Source organism: Dyella sp. (assembly GCF_036746095.1).
In the GTDB taxonomy this organism is placed as follows: Bacteria; Pseudomonadota; Gammaproteobacteria; order Xanthomonadales; family Rhodanobacteraceae; genus Dyella_B.
On record NZ_DAIOEU010000048.1, the window covers coordinates 22,915 to 37,675 of the forward strand.

Genomic DNA, 14,761 nt, shown 5'->3' on the forward strand with positions numbered 1-14,761 from the left:
ATGCCATGCCGGTGCATGGCATGTCCTGATCAGCTGTTGGTGTTTTCCGCGACGGCTACCGCAACGTGCAGCTCTTTGAGCTGCGCATCGCTGACGATCGACGGCGCGTCGGTCATCAGATCCTGCGCGCTGGTGGTCTTGGGGAAGGCAATTACATCGCGAATCGATTCGGTACCCGCCATCAGCGCCGCCACGCGGTCGATACCGAAGGCGATACCACCATGCGGCGGCGCGCCGAACTTCAGCGCCTTGAGCAGGAAGCCGAACTTCATCTCGGCTTCTTCCGCGCCGATGCCGAGCAACTCGAATACCGCGCTCTGCATGTCCGGACGATGGATACGGATCGAACCACCGCCGATCTCGTTGCCGTTGAGCACCATGTCGTAGCCGCGGCTCACCGCGGTACCCGCATTCGAGCGCAGATCGGCAATGTCGTCGACCTTCGGCGCCGTGAACGGATGATGCAGGGCGACGAAGCGCTTTTCCTCGTCGTCGTATTCGAACATCGGGAAGTCGGTGACCCACAGCGGTTTCCAGCTTTTTTCCACCAGGCCGCGATCCTTGGCCGCCTTCAGGCGCAGCGCCCCCATGAAGTCGGTGACGGTTTTCCATTTGCCGGCGCCGAGGAACACCATGTCGCCCGATTGCGCGCCGGTGGCCTTGAGCACGGCGTCGAGCGCGGCATCGTCGAGGAACTTCGCCACCGGCGAATTCACGCCTTCGCGACCCTTGGCGAGGTCCTCCACCTTGATCCACGCCAGACCCTTCGCGCCGTACTTGGCGACGTATTCGGTGAGCTGGTCGATTTCCTTGCGGCTGAGCGTGGCGCCGCCCGGCAAACGCAGCGCAGCTACGCGGCCGGCCGGATCGTTGGCGGGTTCGGCAAATACCTTGAATTCCACCTGCTTGAGCACGTCGGCCACGTCGACCAGTTCCAGCGCAATGCGCAAGTCGGGCTTGTCGGAACCGTAGCGGCGCATCGCCTCTTCCCAGGTCATGCGCGGGAACGATGCAGCCAGTTCCACGCCCACTACTTCCTTGAACACGTGGCGGATCATCGCCTCGACGAAATCCTGCACGTCCTGCTCTTGGACGAAGGCGAATTCCATGTCGAGCTGGGTGAATTCCGGCTGGCGGTCGGCGCGCAGGTCTTCGTCGCGGAAGCAGCGGGCGATCTGATAGTAGCGGTCGAAGCCGGCCATCATCAGGATCTGCTTGAACAGCTGCGGCGACTGCGGCAGCGCGTAGAACTGGCCCGGATGCACGCGGCTGGGCACTAGGTAATCGCGCGCGCCTTCCGGCGTCGCCTTGGTAAGGATCGGCGTTTCCATATCCTGGAAACCGCGCGCATCCAGGTAGCGACGCAGCGACTGCACCAGCTTGATGCGCGTGCGCATCATCTGCTGCATTTCGGGACGGCGCAGGTCGAGGTAGCGGTAGGTCATCCGCATGTCCTCGTTGGGGTTCTCGTGCAACGCGAACGGCAGATCCTTCGCGGCGTTGAGAATTTCCACCCTCTCCGCCAGCAGCTCGACCGTGCCGGTCTTGAGCTTGTCGTTGGCGGACAGGCGCTTGCGGATGCTGCCGGTCACCTTCACGCAGTATTCGTAGCCCAGCTCGCCGGCCACCGCGAACGCCTCGGCATTTTCGCGCTCGATCACGACCTGGGCGATGCCCTCATGGTCGCGCAGATCGACGAAAGCCACGTGGCTCTGCAGGCGAAGGGTATTGACCCAGCCGCACAGGATGACGGTCTGGCCGACCAGCGACTCGTTGATGAGGCCGCAGTAATGCGTGCGCATGCGCTTGATGCTCCGGGCCGCGAGGGCGGCGAATCTGGCGTGGAAAAGGCCCGGAATCTTAGCATTGTCGCCGTCTTTACTCCCTCGCCCCTCCGGGAAGAGGGCTGGAGTGAGGGGCGCTCTTGCGACAAACCGACTCCTCAAGGCCGTCATTCCCGCGAGCGCGGGAATCCATTTTTTCTGTGGCATCAGAGCAACATGGATTCCCGCTTTCGCGGGAATGACGGCCGTGGGGGGTTACGTCAAGTCGTCGATGTAGAAGTTGGTGCTGGAGCGGGAGTCGGTGCAGGTGCTGGCGACGGACTGGCGCTCGTTTCCGAGGACGCGCTCGTGCTGGCCGCAGCATCCCCGGCCAGATTGCGTTTCTTGTCGCCATCCTTCTTGAAGTCTGTCTCGTACCAGCCGCCGCCGGCGAGACGGAACTGCGGCGCGCTCAGCTGGCGCTGCACCTGTTCGGCACCGCAGCTAGGGCAGGTGGACGGATCAGGATCGGAGAGTTTTTGCAGGCGGTCGAAACGGTGCCCGCAGGCGTTGCATTGGAATTCGTAGATAGGCATAGGAAAGGCTCCGCTAGGGAGCCTGTCGGGCTTTGGTGGTCGAGGCGAAAATTCGGCTACGCGAGGACAGATTTTCGGCGATTCGCCGACTCATAGTGGTTCTATGGGTCGACGAATCGACGGAAATATGGACCGCGTAGACAAAATTACAGCCCGACCACCAAAGCCCGACAGGCTCCTGGCACCATCGGGGCCGATGGCCGCGGGTGATTATCGGGACGGAAGCGCCAATTTCAACCGAACTGGCACCGCTCAGCGTACGGCCAAACCGACCAGCACCGCTACTTCCATCATTTCGGCCAGCGCGCCGGCCGTATCGCCGGTGCAGCCACCGAGCCGGTTGAGGCAAGCCTGCCGCCACAGGCCGAAGACTGCCGCGGCGAGCAAAAGCGCCAGCAAGCCGCGCCCGCCAAACAGTACGCAACCCAGCGCCGTGAGCATCAGCGCCATGCCACAGGCCCGGCGCGGCGCATCGCTCAGCGCCGTGCCCAGCCCGCCGCTGCGTACATAAGGTGTGGTGAGAAACAACGCAGTCAGGCCAGCACGCGCCAACACCGGCGCCAGCAACAAGGCGGCCCAGGGTGCCGACCCCAGGCTTGCCAGCGCGGCGTACTTCAACAGCAGCGCCAACCCCAGGGCCACCACGCCGGCAGGACCGCAACGGGGATCTTTCATGATCGCGAGCGTCTTTTCGCGATCGCCCATGCCACCGATCCAGGCATCCGCACTATCGGCCAGGCCATCCAGATGCAAGGCGCCGGTCAATGCCACCCAGGCCGTCACCAGCAAGGCGGACGACAGCAGCGTCGGCGTGTCACGCAACAGCCAGGCCAGAACGCCAAGCAGCAGACCGATCAGCACGCCGACCAGCGGATACCAGGCCAGCGACGCCGCTTTCGCACCCGGATCGCCGTATGCATGCGCCGGCACCGGCAAGCGCGTCAGGAAACCGATGGCCAGCAGCAAGGCGCGCATCAGGCCGATACCGCGACTGGCCAAGGCAAAAGATGCAGCGACGCGTGCGGTACCTCGATGCCGGCCATATCGCCATAACCGCGCTGCTCGGCCCGGCAACGCAGCAAGCGAATCGCCCCGCCGTGCGTGACTACCAGGATGCGTCGCCCACCGGATTCCGAAGCGACGTCATCAAGCGCGGTGCACAAGCGGTCACGAAACGATGCAAAAGTTTCCGCGCCCGGCGGCGGATGGTTGACCGGATCGGCCCAGAAGCGCGCCAATGCATCGCCCTGCTCTTCCGCAATGCGCTCGATCGGCACGCCCTGCCATGCACCGAAGTGATATTCCACAAGCCGCGTATCGATGCGCAGCGGCAGGCCGCGCGCCTGCGACAACTCCCGCGCAAACGCCGCGCAGCGTTGCAACGATGAGGAAACGATGCCATCCCACTCGTGTCCTTGCACCGCTGCACGCAACTGCGACCAGCCCAGCTCGCTCAAGGCGTCATCCAGCTGGCCGCGATAACTGCGTTGTGCGGTATCGCCATGGCGCAGCAACTCAATCGACATTGGACACACCGGCTTGTTCGAACGTAGCCATGCCGTTGTGCAAGGCGCAGGCAAGGCGCAGCAGCGGCACGGCGATCGCCGCGCCACTCGCCTCGCCCAGGCGGAGTCCCAGGTCGATCAGCGGCTCGGCTTGCAAAGCCGATAGCAACTTCGCATGACCGTGCTCTTTCGAACGATGGGAGAACAACAGCCATGGATGCACACCCGGCTGAATCATCACCGCCGTCAACGCCGCCGCCGTACTGATAAAGCCATCCACCAACACCGGGATGCCTGCCTGCGCCGCGGCCACATAGGCGCCCACCAGCGCCGCGATTTCAAAACCGCCCAGGCAACGCAATTGCTCCAGCGCGGTGTTGGCGGCGGCATGCCGCGCCAAGGCACGTTCGAGCACGGTCACCTTGTGCTGGATACCCGCGGCATTAAGACCGGTACCAGCCCCCGCAAGAGTGGACGGCGGTTCATCCAGCAACGCACTCGCCAGCGCCGCCGCGGAAGTGGTGTTGGCGATGCCCATCTCCCCGCCAATAAACAATTGGGTTGCAGCCTTTTGCGCCTCGCGCACGCTATCCGCACCGGCGGCAAGCGCGGCGGCCAATTGCGCATCGCTCATCGCCGGCTCAAGGCAGAAATTCGCCGTGGACGGCGCGATGATTGCGCGACGCACGCCAGGAATGTCGCCCGGATCGTTCACCGTACCCAGGTTCACCACATCCAATTGCGCATCCAGGTTGCGCGCCAGCACGCTGATGGCCGCGCCACCCGTGGCGAAGTTGCGCACCATCTCGCCGGTCACGACTTGCGGGAAGGCCGAAACGCCTTCCGCCGCCACGCCATGATCGGCCGCAAACACGCTGATCCACACGCGATCCACCGCCGGCTGCAGCGAGCGCTGCAGTGAAGCCAGCTGGATCGCTGCGGCTTCCAGTATGCCGAGCGAGCCCGGCGGCTTGGTCAGTTGCAGCTGATGCGCGCGCGCCGCTTCAGCGGATGCGGCATCGGGCTGGATGCAAGGTGAAGAAAGCCATTCAAGACTCATGGCAAAGTTCCTTTGAGGGCGAGAGGTAAACCAGCGGCAACGAACACGACGCGTTCGCTGACCGTGGCAATGGCTTGATGCAGGCGCCCGGCTTCGTCGACGAAACGGCGCGTCAATTCACCCAACGGCACAATGCCCAGGCCGACTTCGTTGCTGACCATCAGCAAGTCGCCCGGCAATTCAGGTAACGCATCCAGAAGACGGATGCGCTCCCGCTCGAAAGCATGTTCATCGGCATCGCCAAGCAAGTTGCTGAGCCATAGCGTGAGGCAATCGACCAGGATGCAACGATGCCCGCGCGCATGTTCCCGCAGCGCGTCGGCAAGCTGGATCGGTTCCTCCACGCACAACCATTGTTGTGGCCGGCGTGCGCGATGATGCGCGATACGCGATGCCATTTCTGCGTCACCCGCTTGCGCGGTGGCAATGTAGACCACTTCGCGCTTGCTATCGATTGCCAACCGTTCCGCCAACGCGCTTTTGCCGGAACGGGCGCCCCCTAGGATCAGGCTACGCATAGGGGATACCTATAGGGGATATCTTGCCGGAAACTCTTGCCCGTCATTCCAGCGAAAGCTGGAATCCTGCGACTTTGAGGCGGCAAGGCACTGGATTCTAGCTTTCGCTGGAATGACGAAGAGGGGGCGTCTGGGCAAGCCAAGGCACTAGGCCCCGGCCTTCGCCGGGGCGACGGGAATGAGGCGGGCATCATCTCTCCAACCATTGCTGCAAATACTCACCATTCAAATGCGCTTCAACCGCATCGGCCAAGCGCTCGATACTCGCTTCGCGCAACGCACGCACATCTACCGCGGAAGCATCGTGCAGCCCCGCCCACTGCAGCACGGCGGATAATGTCTGTGGATCATCGAACAAACCATGCAGGTAGCTGCCCATCACCTGGCCATCCGTCGATAGCGCGCCATCGCAGCGGCCATCATCCAGGCGCGCGAACGGGTTTGCCAGGGCCGCGCCCCGGCTGATGCCGCAGTGGATTTCATAGCCCTGCACGCTGGCCTCGGCGAAGGCCAGCCTGCCATGCACGCGATGCAGCTGCTTGTGCGGTTCCAGCGTGGTTTCCAGCTCCAGCCAGCCCAGCCCTGCGCTGGAGCCGGCCTCGCCTTCGATACCCAGCGGGTCGTGCACGGCGCGCCCCAGCATCTGCAAACCACCGCAAATACCAAGCACCTTGCCGCCATAACGCAAATGCCGCGCCAGCGCCACATCCCAGGCCTGCGCACGCAGCCAGGCCAGATCGGCGCGCGTGGATTTGGAGCCCGGCAGAATGATCAGATCGCACGCCGGGATCGCTTTGCCCGGTCCGACGAAATGCAGATCGACATCGGGATGCGCACGCAATGCATCGAAGTCCGTGTGATTGCTGATGCGCGGCAACGCCGGCACGGCCACGCGCAATGCTGCCACCGATTTAGTCATGCGCTCGCGCGGCAATGCATCTTCCGCTTCCAAATGCAGGCCATGCAGATACGGCAGCACGCCCAGCACCGGCTTGCCGGTTTCGCGTTCCAGCCAATCCAGTCCCGGTTGCAACAACGCCAGGTCGCCGCGAAAACGATTGATCACGAAGCCGACCACGCGTGCGCGTTCGCTTGGTGATAGCAAGGCCAGCGTGCCGACGAGATGGGCGAATACCCCGCCGCGGTCGATATCGGCGACCAGGATCACCGGGCAATCCACGGCCTCTGCGTAACCCATGTTGGCGATATCGCGATCGCGCAGATTGATTTCGGCGGGGCTGCCCGCGCCTTCGACGATCACGGCATCGTAGGCATCGACCAGGCGCGCATGCGAGGCCATGACGGCGTCGGACGCACGGCGTTTGTAATCGTGATAATCGCGCGCATCCATGTTGCCCACCGGATGACCGTGCACGATCACTTGCGCACCCACGTCGCTGTTCGGCTTCAGCAGGATGGGATTGAAATCGATGCTCGGCTCCAGCCCGCACGCCTGCGCCTGCACCGCTTGCGCGCGCCCGATCTCGCCGCCGTCCACGGTTACCGCTGAATTCAAGGCCATGTTCTGCGGCTTGAATGGCGCAACCCGCAAACCGCGCCGAGTCGCCCATCGGCACAGCGCCGTCACCAGCGTGCTCTTGCCGGCATCGGACGTACAGCCTTGGACCATCAGCACGCGCGCGGTCATGGCAGCAGCTCCGCCAGTGCCTGATCGAGACGCGCGAAGGCGGTCTCGTCCGGTGGCAATCCGAAGCGCAGGCTAGGTGGCGCGTCGAACAGGCGGGTGAAAATGCCGCGCGCTGCGAGCGCACGATGAATCCGCGGCGCGTCATCGCCACGGCACCATTGGAACAGGCCGCAGCCAGCGGCAGGCGTCCAGCCATGTTGCGCGAGCAATGCGCGCAGACGTTCACTCGTTTCCAGCAGGCGTACACGTGCCTGCACATGCCATGCGCGATCCGCCAACGCACGCCGCAATACGTGGCGCGCGGGCCCGCTCAAGGTCCATGGCCCCAATTGTTCCTGCAAGGCCGCAAGCAAGGCCGGCGCTGCACATGCGAAACCGGCGCGCGCGCCAGCCATACCGAAAAACTTGCCAACCGAACGCAGCACCACCAGCCCTTCGCGAGCCGTATAGCGGCACAGGCTTTCCTGTGGCGTGACATCCATGAAAGCTTCGTCGACAACGAGCCAGCCATCGCGCGCGGCCAGTTCGGCGTGAACCTGCAACAGCCGTGCAGGATCGAAGCGCTCGCCGCCCGGGTTGTTGGGATGGATCAGCACCAATGCGTCCCAGGCGCCGAGGTTTGCCAGCAACGCATCTGCGGATTCCATCGTCACCTGATGGCCAGCCCGCCGCCATGCATGCGCATGCTCGGCGTAACCCGGCGCCATGATGCCGACTCGCGATGCCGGCCGCAGCAACGGCAATGCTTGAATGGCGGCCTGCGAACCGGCCACCGGCAACAGCTGCGGCGCTGCGTAATACGCGCACGCCGCTTCCACCAAACCATCATCGTCCTCGGGCAAGCGCCGCCATGCAGAAGACGGAATATCCGGCACCGGCCACCCAAATGGACTGATGCCGGTCGACAGATCCAGCCAGTTTTCCAGTGGAATGCCATATTCCCGCGCCGCACGCCGCAAGCGGCCACCATGCTCAAGCATGCAAGACTCCTTGCATCGTTATTCCCAGCAACAGCGCGACAGCAAGCCACAGCACCACGCCACGCTGCAGCAACTGCAATGCGCGATGGATGGCATCGGCATCGGGCACGGCGCCTTCGCCGAGTTCGGGACGCGCCTCCCACACACCGTCATACGGTGCTGCACCGCCAAGCTTCACCCCCAATGCACCCGCACCTGCCGCCATGACGGGACCGGCATTGGGGCTATCCCATTGCGGAGCCTGTGTACGCCAACAACGCAGCGCCACCTCGAAGTGTCCGCACAAGGCATAGGTGCAAGCCGTCAGCCGCGCCGGCATGAAATTGAGCACATCGTCGATACGCGCCGCCGCCCAGCCGAAACGCACATAGCGCGGCGTGCGATAGCCCCACATGGCATCCAGCGTGTTGACCAGGCGATAAAGCAGCGCGCCAGGCGCACCCAGGACGGCGAACCAGAACAGAGCGCCGAATACGGCATCGTTGCCGTTTTCCAATACGGATTCGGTAGCCGCTGCAGCAACCTGTCCAGCATTCAATGGCGCTGTATTGCGGCTGACCATGCGCCCGACCGCGTTGCGTGCTTCGTCCAATTTGCCCGCTGCCAACGCATGCGCTACCGGTTGCGCATGCTCGCCAAGGCTGCGCAGGCCCAGCGCGGCGTACAACACGATCACGGCTATGCACCAGGCAAGCCACGCTGGCACACAACGCTGGATGAGTGCCAATAACACGACGCAGGGCAGCACTGCCAACGACCAGGCGAGCAAGCCGTTCGCACGCCGGTCTGCATGTAGGCGCCGTTCGATCCAGGCCGCCATGCGACCGAAGATCACCAGCGGATGCGCGCGGCGCGGCTCGCCCAGCAGGCGATCCAGCAAGATGGCGGCGAGCATGGCCAAGGCCGTACTCATGACTTCGCACCATGCTTTTTGTCATTCCGGCGAAGGCCGGAATCCATGCTCGTAGCGGGGATGGATTCGGGCCTTCGCCGGCATGACGATCCGCTCCTGCCGCAGCGTACGGGACGTGCATCGCCCGGTGTGTTCATGGCAAGAACAACCGCAACGCCGCCGGCGCGTTCGAAGGAAAGTAGAAGTGCACGAAGCTGGCGGTCAACCGCCGATCGCGATAAACCGCCTCCTTGCACGGCCCTTGATTCGGATTGAAAGCATGCGCGAGCGGCTGCACGTCGACTGACGCCTGCGCATAGTGGAAGGTATGCCCGCGCAATTCGCCTTCGGGCAGGGCTGTGCCTTGCAGCCCCAACGCGGCCAGCCGTGGTTGCATCGTCGCATGTCCACGCATCAGGCCGGCCATGCCAGCCGAATGGCCTTGCTTGTCCGCCAACGCATCGAGCGCAAACAACAAACCGCCGCATTCGGCCAGCATTGGCTTGCCGGCATCGCGATGCGCACGCAAGGCGGCATGCAGATCGTGCCGCTGCGACAAGGCTTGCAGGTGCAGTTCCGGATAGCCGCCCGGCAGCCACACGGCATCGCAATCCGGCAAGGCATCGCCGGCCACCGGCGAGAAGAAACGCAGTTCCGCCCCGGCGCCACGCAGCAGGTCCAGGTTGGCCGGATAGATAAAGCAAAACGCATCATCGCGTGCCACCGCAATGCGCGTGCCTTGCAGCAGCGGCGGAATGCTTTCCGCGCCGGCTGCTTCGAAGGTCACGGGCGGCGGCAAGGCAGTTGCCGCATGCTGGGCCCATGCAGCAGCCAGGGCATCCAGTCGCGCATCGATATCCGCCAGTTCAGTGGCAGCAATCAAGCCAAGATGACGCTCGGGCAGTGCGAGTTGCTCCTCGCGCGGCAACGCACCCAACCAATGCAACGAGGATGGCAGGCTGTCTCGCAACAATTGCGCATGATAGGCGCTGCCGATGCGATTGGCCGCAACACCATACATGGACAGCCCTTCGCGATACGTCGCCAGGCCGCAAGCGAGCGCGCCGAAGGTTTGCGCCATCGCCGAGCCGTCGATCACCGCCAGCACCGGCAAGCCCAATTGCTGGGCAAGATCGGCACTGCTAGGGGCGCCATCGAACAGGCCCATCACGCCTTCCACCAGGATCAGGTCGGCATCGGCCGCAGCATCGAACAGGCGCCTGCGCACGTCCGCTTCGCCGCACATCCATAGATCGAGTTGATAGGCCGGCGTGCCCGCAGCCCGCGCCAGCACCATCGGATCGAGAAAATCCGGCCCGGTCTTGAACACGCGCACACGCCGGCCTTGTTGCGCATGCCAGCGCGCGAGCGCGGAAGTGACCGAGGTTTTGCCCTGCCCCGAGGCAGGTGCGGAAACCAGCAAGGCCGGGCAATGGCGCACGCTCACAGTTCGATGCCTTGCTGCGCCTTGATGCCTGCGTCGAAGGCGTGTTTGACCACGCGCATCTCGGTCACTGTATCGGCTACCGCGATCAAGCCGTCTGGCGCGCCGCGCCCGGTGATAACCACATGTTGCCGCGGCGGGCGTGCGGTTACTGCTTCAAGTACCTGCTCGAGCTGCACGTATTGTTTCACCAAGGCGATGTTGAGTTCATCCAGCAGCACGAAGTCGTACGCGGGGTCGGCCAGCATGTCCGCGGCGATCTTCCACGCCGCTTGTGCTGCGGCGATGTCGCGCGCCTTGTCCTGTGTTTCCCAGGTAAAGCCTTCGCCCATCACGTGGTAGTCGAGCTGGTCGCCGGCGAAGTGGCGAAAGAATGCTTCCTCGCCGGTTGAAAAGGTGCCCTTGATGAACTGCACCACGCCGCACTTGAAGCCATGCCCCAGCGAGCGCGCCAGCATGCCGAAACCGGACGAACTCTTGCCCTTGCCGTTGCCGGTGTTCACCACCAGCACGCCGCGATCGATGGTGGCGCGCGCGATCTTGCGATCGACCAGTTCTTTCTTGCGCTGCATGCGTTCGCGATAGCGCTCTTCCGGCGTCATCGTGTCGCGTGGTGATTGATCGCTCATGACTTCCTCCACTCCTGGCGCACGGCCAAGCATCATTAATAAGGAGGAAGACGACGGTACCGGTACTGACGCAGCGGCCCGACATGGCCCTCCGCCTGTACGGTTTCAACCTGTGGCCGGTCTCCGGGCTTGCGAGCGAAGGGACACCCTTCCGATCCGCGCCTTCCCGTGCAAGCACAGTGGCTATATGCGAATCGCGTTGCTCGCCTACCGTTGCGGGGGCAGCTCCGGCATGGCCGCGCAGGCAGCGCACCGGATTCCCGTTTCAACTGCCGGCAAGGCCCGGCAGTCACCTCAGGCCGCAGCATCTTAGAGCGGGGCACCCGGCGTGCATAGGGAGGCTGGGGGGCGCATGGCTGAGATGCGGCTCACGCGTTGAAGGCTCGCTATACGCCGTCTACACGATGCCGTAACGATGCTTGGCCTGGGAGAACGGCCGTCGAGATACGGATAAATGCACGTCCGGGATGGATATTTCCATTTGGACTTTTAGACGCCCAATGATCGGTTGCTGCTCGGCAACCTTGTCATTAACCTGCAATTTGCTGCTTCGCAGCAACGACCATGCTTAGGGGAATCATCCGCAATGACTAATGACAACAACCGGCCATATCAGGCCAGGTCTCAGCAGAATGGCTCTGCCAAGAACGCGACCCTGCTGCTTGCTGCTTCCATCCTGTTTGCGTTGGCCTCCGCGGCGGCGGCGCAGGACACCACGCAAGCCAGCGCATCTTCCGCCGGCAACCCGAAAAACCTGCAAGCCGTGATCGTCACCGGCACGCGCGCGCAGAACCGCACCGACAGCAGTTCGCTGTCGCCGATCGACGTAGTGCCGGCTTCGGCCTTGCAAGGCACCGGCACCACCGAGCTTTCCACGGCGCTGGCGCGGCTGATCCCATCGCTGAACTTCCCCCGCCCTGCCGCCACCGATGCGACCGATTCGCAGCGCCCCGCCACTTTGCGCGGCCTCGCGCCGGACGAAGTGCTGGTGCTGGTCGACGGCAAGCGCTGGCACAGCGGTTCGATGGTGAACGTGGACGGCACCATCGGCCGCGGTTCGGCGCCGGTGGATCTCAACACCATTCCGTTGTCGGCGATCGACCATATCGAAGTGCTGCGCGATGGCGCGTCCGCGCAGTACGGCTCCGATGCCATCGCGGGCGTGATCAACATCATCCTGAAGCATGGCGCGCAAGGCGGCTCGGTCGAACTGGACGGTGGCCGTTACCAGCGCGGTGGCGGCAAGCAGTGGCAAGGTTCGGTCAATTTCGGTATCCCGTTGAACGGCGACAAGGGCTGGCTGCGCTTTACCCTGGATGACGGACACCAGGACCCGACCAATCATGGCGGTGCCGACATCCGCTATCCGCAGCTGGGCGAGAAGCAGGTGTTCGGTGATCCCACCGTCAGCGAGCACAACCTGTTCTTCAACTCGCAATACGACATCACCCACAACATCCAGTTCTACGCCTTCGGCAGCTACCACTTCCGCAACGGCATTTCGGATGAGCTGTACCGCAATGCGTTCGGCTACCCTGCTTCGATCAAGGCGCAACTCAATGCGCTCTATCCGGACGGCTACCAGCCGCTGCTGGAATCGCGCAGCACCGATCAGCAATTCGTCGCCGGCCTGCGCGGCACCACCAGCGGTGGCTGGCGCTGGGATGTAAGCGCCAACTACGGCGGCAACCGCGTATCGCTCGATACCATCCACACTGCCAATTACGCCTTCCTGCACGACGTCGGCTACACGCCGACCACCTTCTTCGACGGCATCGTCTCCACCGCGCAGCAATTGGTGGACGTGGACATCGCCAAGGACTTCAACCTCGGCTGGCTGCCCAATCCGGTCACGGTGGCGTTCGGTGGCGAATACCAGCGCAATACCTACGAAATTAAAGCGGGCGACCCAGCTTCCTATTACGTAGGCACCTCGGGGGTGACGGGCGGGGCACAAGGCTTCGGTGGCTACAGCCCGGTGAACGTGGGTTCGTGGAGCCGCAGCGACGTCGCGCAATACGTCAGCCTGGAAACCAACCTTACCGACAAGCTCGGCACTTCGTTCGCGGTGCGGCACGAGGATTACAACGACTTCGGCAACACCGTGTCCGGCGCGCTGGCCAGCCGTTACGACTTCACCGATCGCTTTGCATTGCGCGCCAGTGTGTCGAGCGGCTTCCGCGCGCCCTCGCTGGCCCAGGAAGACTATTCGCAGATCGGTTCGGCCTATCTCACGCCGAGCAGCGCCGGCCCCGGCATTGCGCCGGGCATCTATCAGACCGGCCTGTTGCCGGTGAGCAACCCCGTGGCGCAATTGCTTGGCGCGCAGGCGTTGCGGCCGGAGCGTTCGCATAACTACACCGTGGGTGCGGTGTTCAACCCGATCGATCCGCTGACGCTGACGTTCGATCTGTACCAGATCAACATCTACAACCGCATCGTGCTTTCAAGCACGCTGAGCGGCCTGAACCGGCCGATCGTGGTGGACTATCTGGCCGCCAATGGCATCAGCAACGTGGCCTACAGCTCGGCGCAGTACTTCACCAACGCGGTGAATACACGCACGCAGGGCGGCGACCTGGTCGGCAGCTACCGCGCCAACCTGGGCGGCGGTGTGCTGGACAGCACGCTCAGCTACAACTACAACCGCACGCGAGTTACCCACGTTGCACCCAACCCTGGACAGCTGGATGCGCTGGGCCTGCAACTGCAACGCGTGACCAATCGCGACATCAAGGGATTGCTGGCCGACTCCACGCCGCGCAGCAAGTTGATCCTCAACGAGAACTACACGCTGGGCCACTGGGCGTTCAACGGCAACCTCACCCGCTATGGCAACTTCACCTCGTACAGCAACAGTTCGTACCTGCTCAACCAGACCTACAGCCCGCAATGGGTGCTCGATCTGGCCGGCAGCTACAACCTCGATGATTGGACGTTTACGCTGGGCGTCAACAACGCCACCAACAGCTATCCGGACAAGACCATCGCGGCGAACAACGTGAACGGCACGATCCCGTATTCAAATTTTTCACCCGCCGGCTTCAATGGGCGCTACTATTACACCAAAGTGATCTATCACTGGTGACCCAACAAGCCCACTGCCAAGCACTACATGCGCTGCATGCATGGAAAATCCCGGCCCAACAGCCGGGATTTTTTTATGCCTTCCGCGGCAGGGAAAGCGTTACGCGTGTTTGTGGAAGACCAGATGTCCGCCTTGCGCACCTACTGCAATCGTATCGCCGGCTACGAAACGTCCTTCAAGTATTTCCTTGGCCAGCGGATTTTCCAGCTGTTGCTGGATCGCACGCTTGAGCGGCCGCGCGCCGTACACCGGATCGAAACCGACGTTGCCGAGCAGGTCCAGCGCCTTGTCGTCGATTTCCAGCTTGAGCTGGCGTTCGGCCAGACGCTTTTCCAGGTAGGTGAGCTGGATGAGGGCGATCTTGCGGATCTGCTTTTTCTCCAGCGGACGGAACACCACCAACTCGTCCAGGCGATTGATGAATTCCGGACGGAAGTGCGCCTGCACCACGCCAAGCACGGCGGCTTTCATCTGCAGATAATCGGCTTCTGTATCGCCCGCATTTTCCTGGATCGACTGCGAGCCGAGGTTGGAAGTCATCACGATCACCGTGTTGCGGAAATCCACGGTGCGGCCCTGGCCGTCGGTCAGGCGGCCATCGTCCAGCACCTGCAGCAGCACGTTGAACACATCCGGGT

General features: G+C 63.3%; 13 protein-coding genes and 1 riboswitch. Of the genes, 1 reads left to right on the top strand and 12 read right to left on the bottom strand.

Going from position 1 to position 14,761, the window contains the following annotated elements:
* Positions 1–29: 29 nt before the first annotated feature.
* From aspS to cobO, 11 genes are all read right to left on the bottom strand, one after another.
* Positions 30–1,802 (bottom strand): aspartate--tRNA ligase, encoded by a 1,773-nt coding sequence (gene aspS / locus V7M64_RS16860; protein WP_333680675.1) that lies wholly within the window; start codon positions 1,800–1,802, stop codon positions 30–32.
* 242 nt (positions 1,803–2,044) lie between these two features.
* On the bottom strand, positions 2,045–2,359 hold the full coding sequence (locus V7M64_RS16865; protein ID WP_333680676.1) for a zinc ribbon domain-containing protein: 315 nt from the start codon (positions 2,357–2,359) through the stop codon (positions 2,045–2,047).
* Positions 2,360–2,611: 252 nt separating this feature from the next.
* A complete protein-coding gene (locus V7M64_RS16870) occupies positions 2,612–3,337 on the bottom strand; it encodes an adenosylcobinamide-GDP ribazoletransferase (RefSeq protein WP_333680696.1) in 726 nt (241 codons plus the stop codon).
* Positions 3,334–3,885, bottom strand: coding sequence for a histidine phosphatase family protein (locus tag V7M64_RS16875; protein WP_333680677.1), 552 nt, complete (start codon positions 3,883–3,885; stop codon positions 3,334–3,336). Before V7M64_RS16875 ends, V7M64_RS16870 begins: the two co-directional genes overlap by 4 nt.
* Positions 3,875–4,924: a nicotinate-nucleotide--dimethylbenzimidazole phosphoribosyltransferase gene (cobT, locus tag V7M64_RS16880; protein WP_333680679.1), complete on the bottom strand. Its 1,050-nt coding sequence runs from the start codon at positions 4,922–4,924 to the stop codon at positions 3,875–3,877. The genes V7M64_RS16875 and cobT overlap by 11 nt, the downstream gene beginning before the upstream one ends.
* Positions 4,921–5,442, bottom strand: coding sequence for a bifunctional adenosylcobinamide kinase/adenosylcobinamide-phosphate guanylyltransferase (gene cobU, locus V7M64_RS16885; RefSeq protein WP_333680680.1), 522 nt, complete (start codon positions 5,440–5,442; stop codon positions 4,921–4,923). Before cobU ends, cobT begins: the two co-directional genes overlap by 4 nt.
* Positions 5,443–5,632: 190 nt before the next feature.
* Entirely contained in the window at positions 5,633–7,090 is a 1,458-nt protein-coding gene (locus V7M64_RS16890) for a cobyric acid synthase (RefSeq protein ID WP_333680681.1), read from the bottom strand.
* Positions 7,087–8,070 (bottom strand): threonine-phosphate decarboxylase CobD, encoded by a 984-nt coding sequence (cobD, locus tag V7M64_RS16895; RefSeq protein WP_333680683.1) that lies wholly within the window; start codon positions 8,068–8,070, stop codon positions 7,087–7,089. The genes V7M64_RS16890 and cobD overlap by 4 nt, the downstream gene beginning before the upstream one ends.
* Positions 8,063–8,983, bottom strand: a complete 921-nt coding sequence (gene cbiB / locus V7M64_RS16900; RefSeq protein WP_333680684.1) for an adenosylcobinamide-phosphate synthase CbiB — start codon at positions 8,981–8,983, stop codon at positions 8,063–8,065. Before cbiB ends, cobD begins: the two co-directional genes overlap by 8 nt.
* Positions 8,984–9,116: 133 nt before the next feature.
* Positions 9,117–10,403 (bottom strand): cobyrinate a,c-diamide synthase, encoded by a 1,287-nt coding sequence (locus V7M64_RS16905; protein ID WP_333680698.1) that lies wholly within the window; start codon positions 10,401–10,403, stop codon positions 9,117–9,119.
* Between the two features lie 2 nt (positions 10,404–10,405).
* Positions 10,406–11,008 carry a cob(I)yrinic acid a,c-diamide adenosyltransferase gene (cobO, locus tag V7M64_RS16910; RefSeq protein ID WP_333680700.1) on the bottom strand — a complete coding sequence of 201 codons (603 nt, stop codon included), beginning with the start codon at positions 11,006–11,008 and terminating at the stop codon, positions 10,406–10,408.
* Between the two features lie 123 nt (positions 11,009–11,131).
* Positions 11,132–11,347, bottom strand: a riboswitch (cobalamin riboswitch).
* A gap of 274 nt (positions 11,348–11,621) precedes the next feature.
* Here cobO and V7M64_RS16915 point away from each other — a divergent pair.
* Positions 11,622–14,123 (top strand): TonB-dependent receptor, encoded by a 2,502-nt coding sequence (locus V7M64_RS16915; protein ID WP_333680685.1) that lies wholly within the window; start codon positions 11,622–11,624, stop codon positions 14,121–14,123.
* 99 nt (positions 14,124–14,222) lie between these two features.
* On the opposite strand, the gene V7M64_RS16920 is transcribed toward V7M64_RS16915, so the two are convergent.
* Positions 14,223–14,761 (bottom strand): AAA family ATPase (locus V7M64_RS16920; RefSeq protein WP_333680686.1); only part of this gene is annotated, 539 nt, incomplete at its 5' end.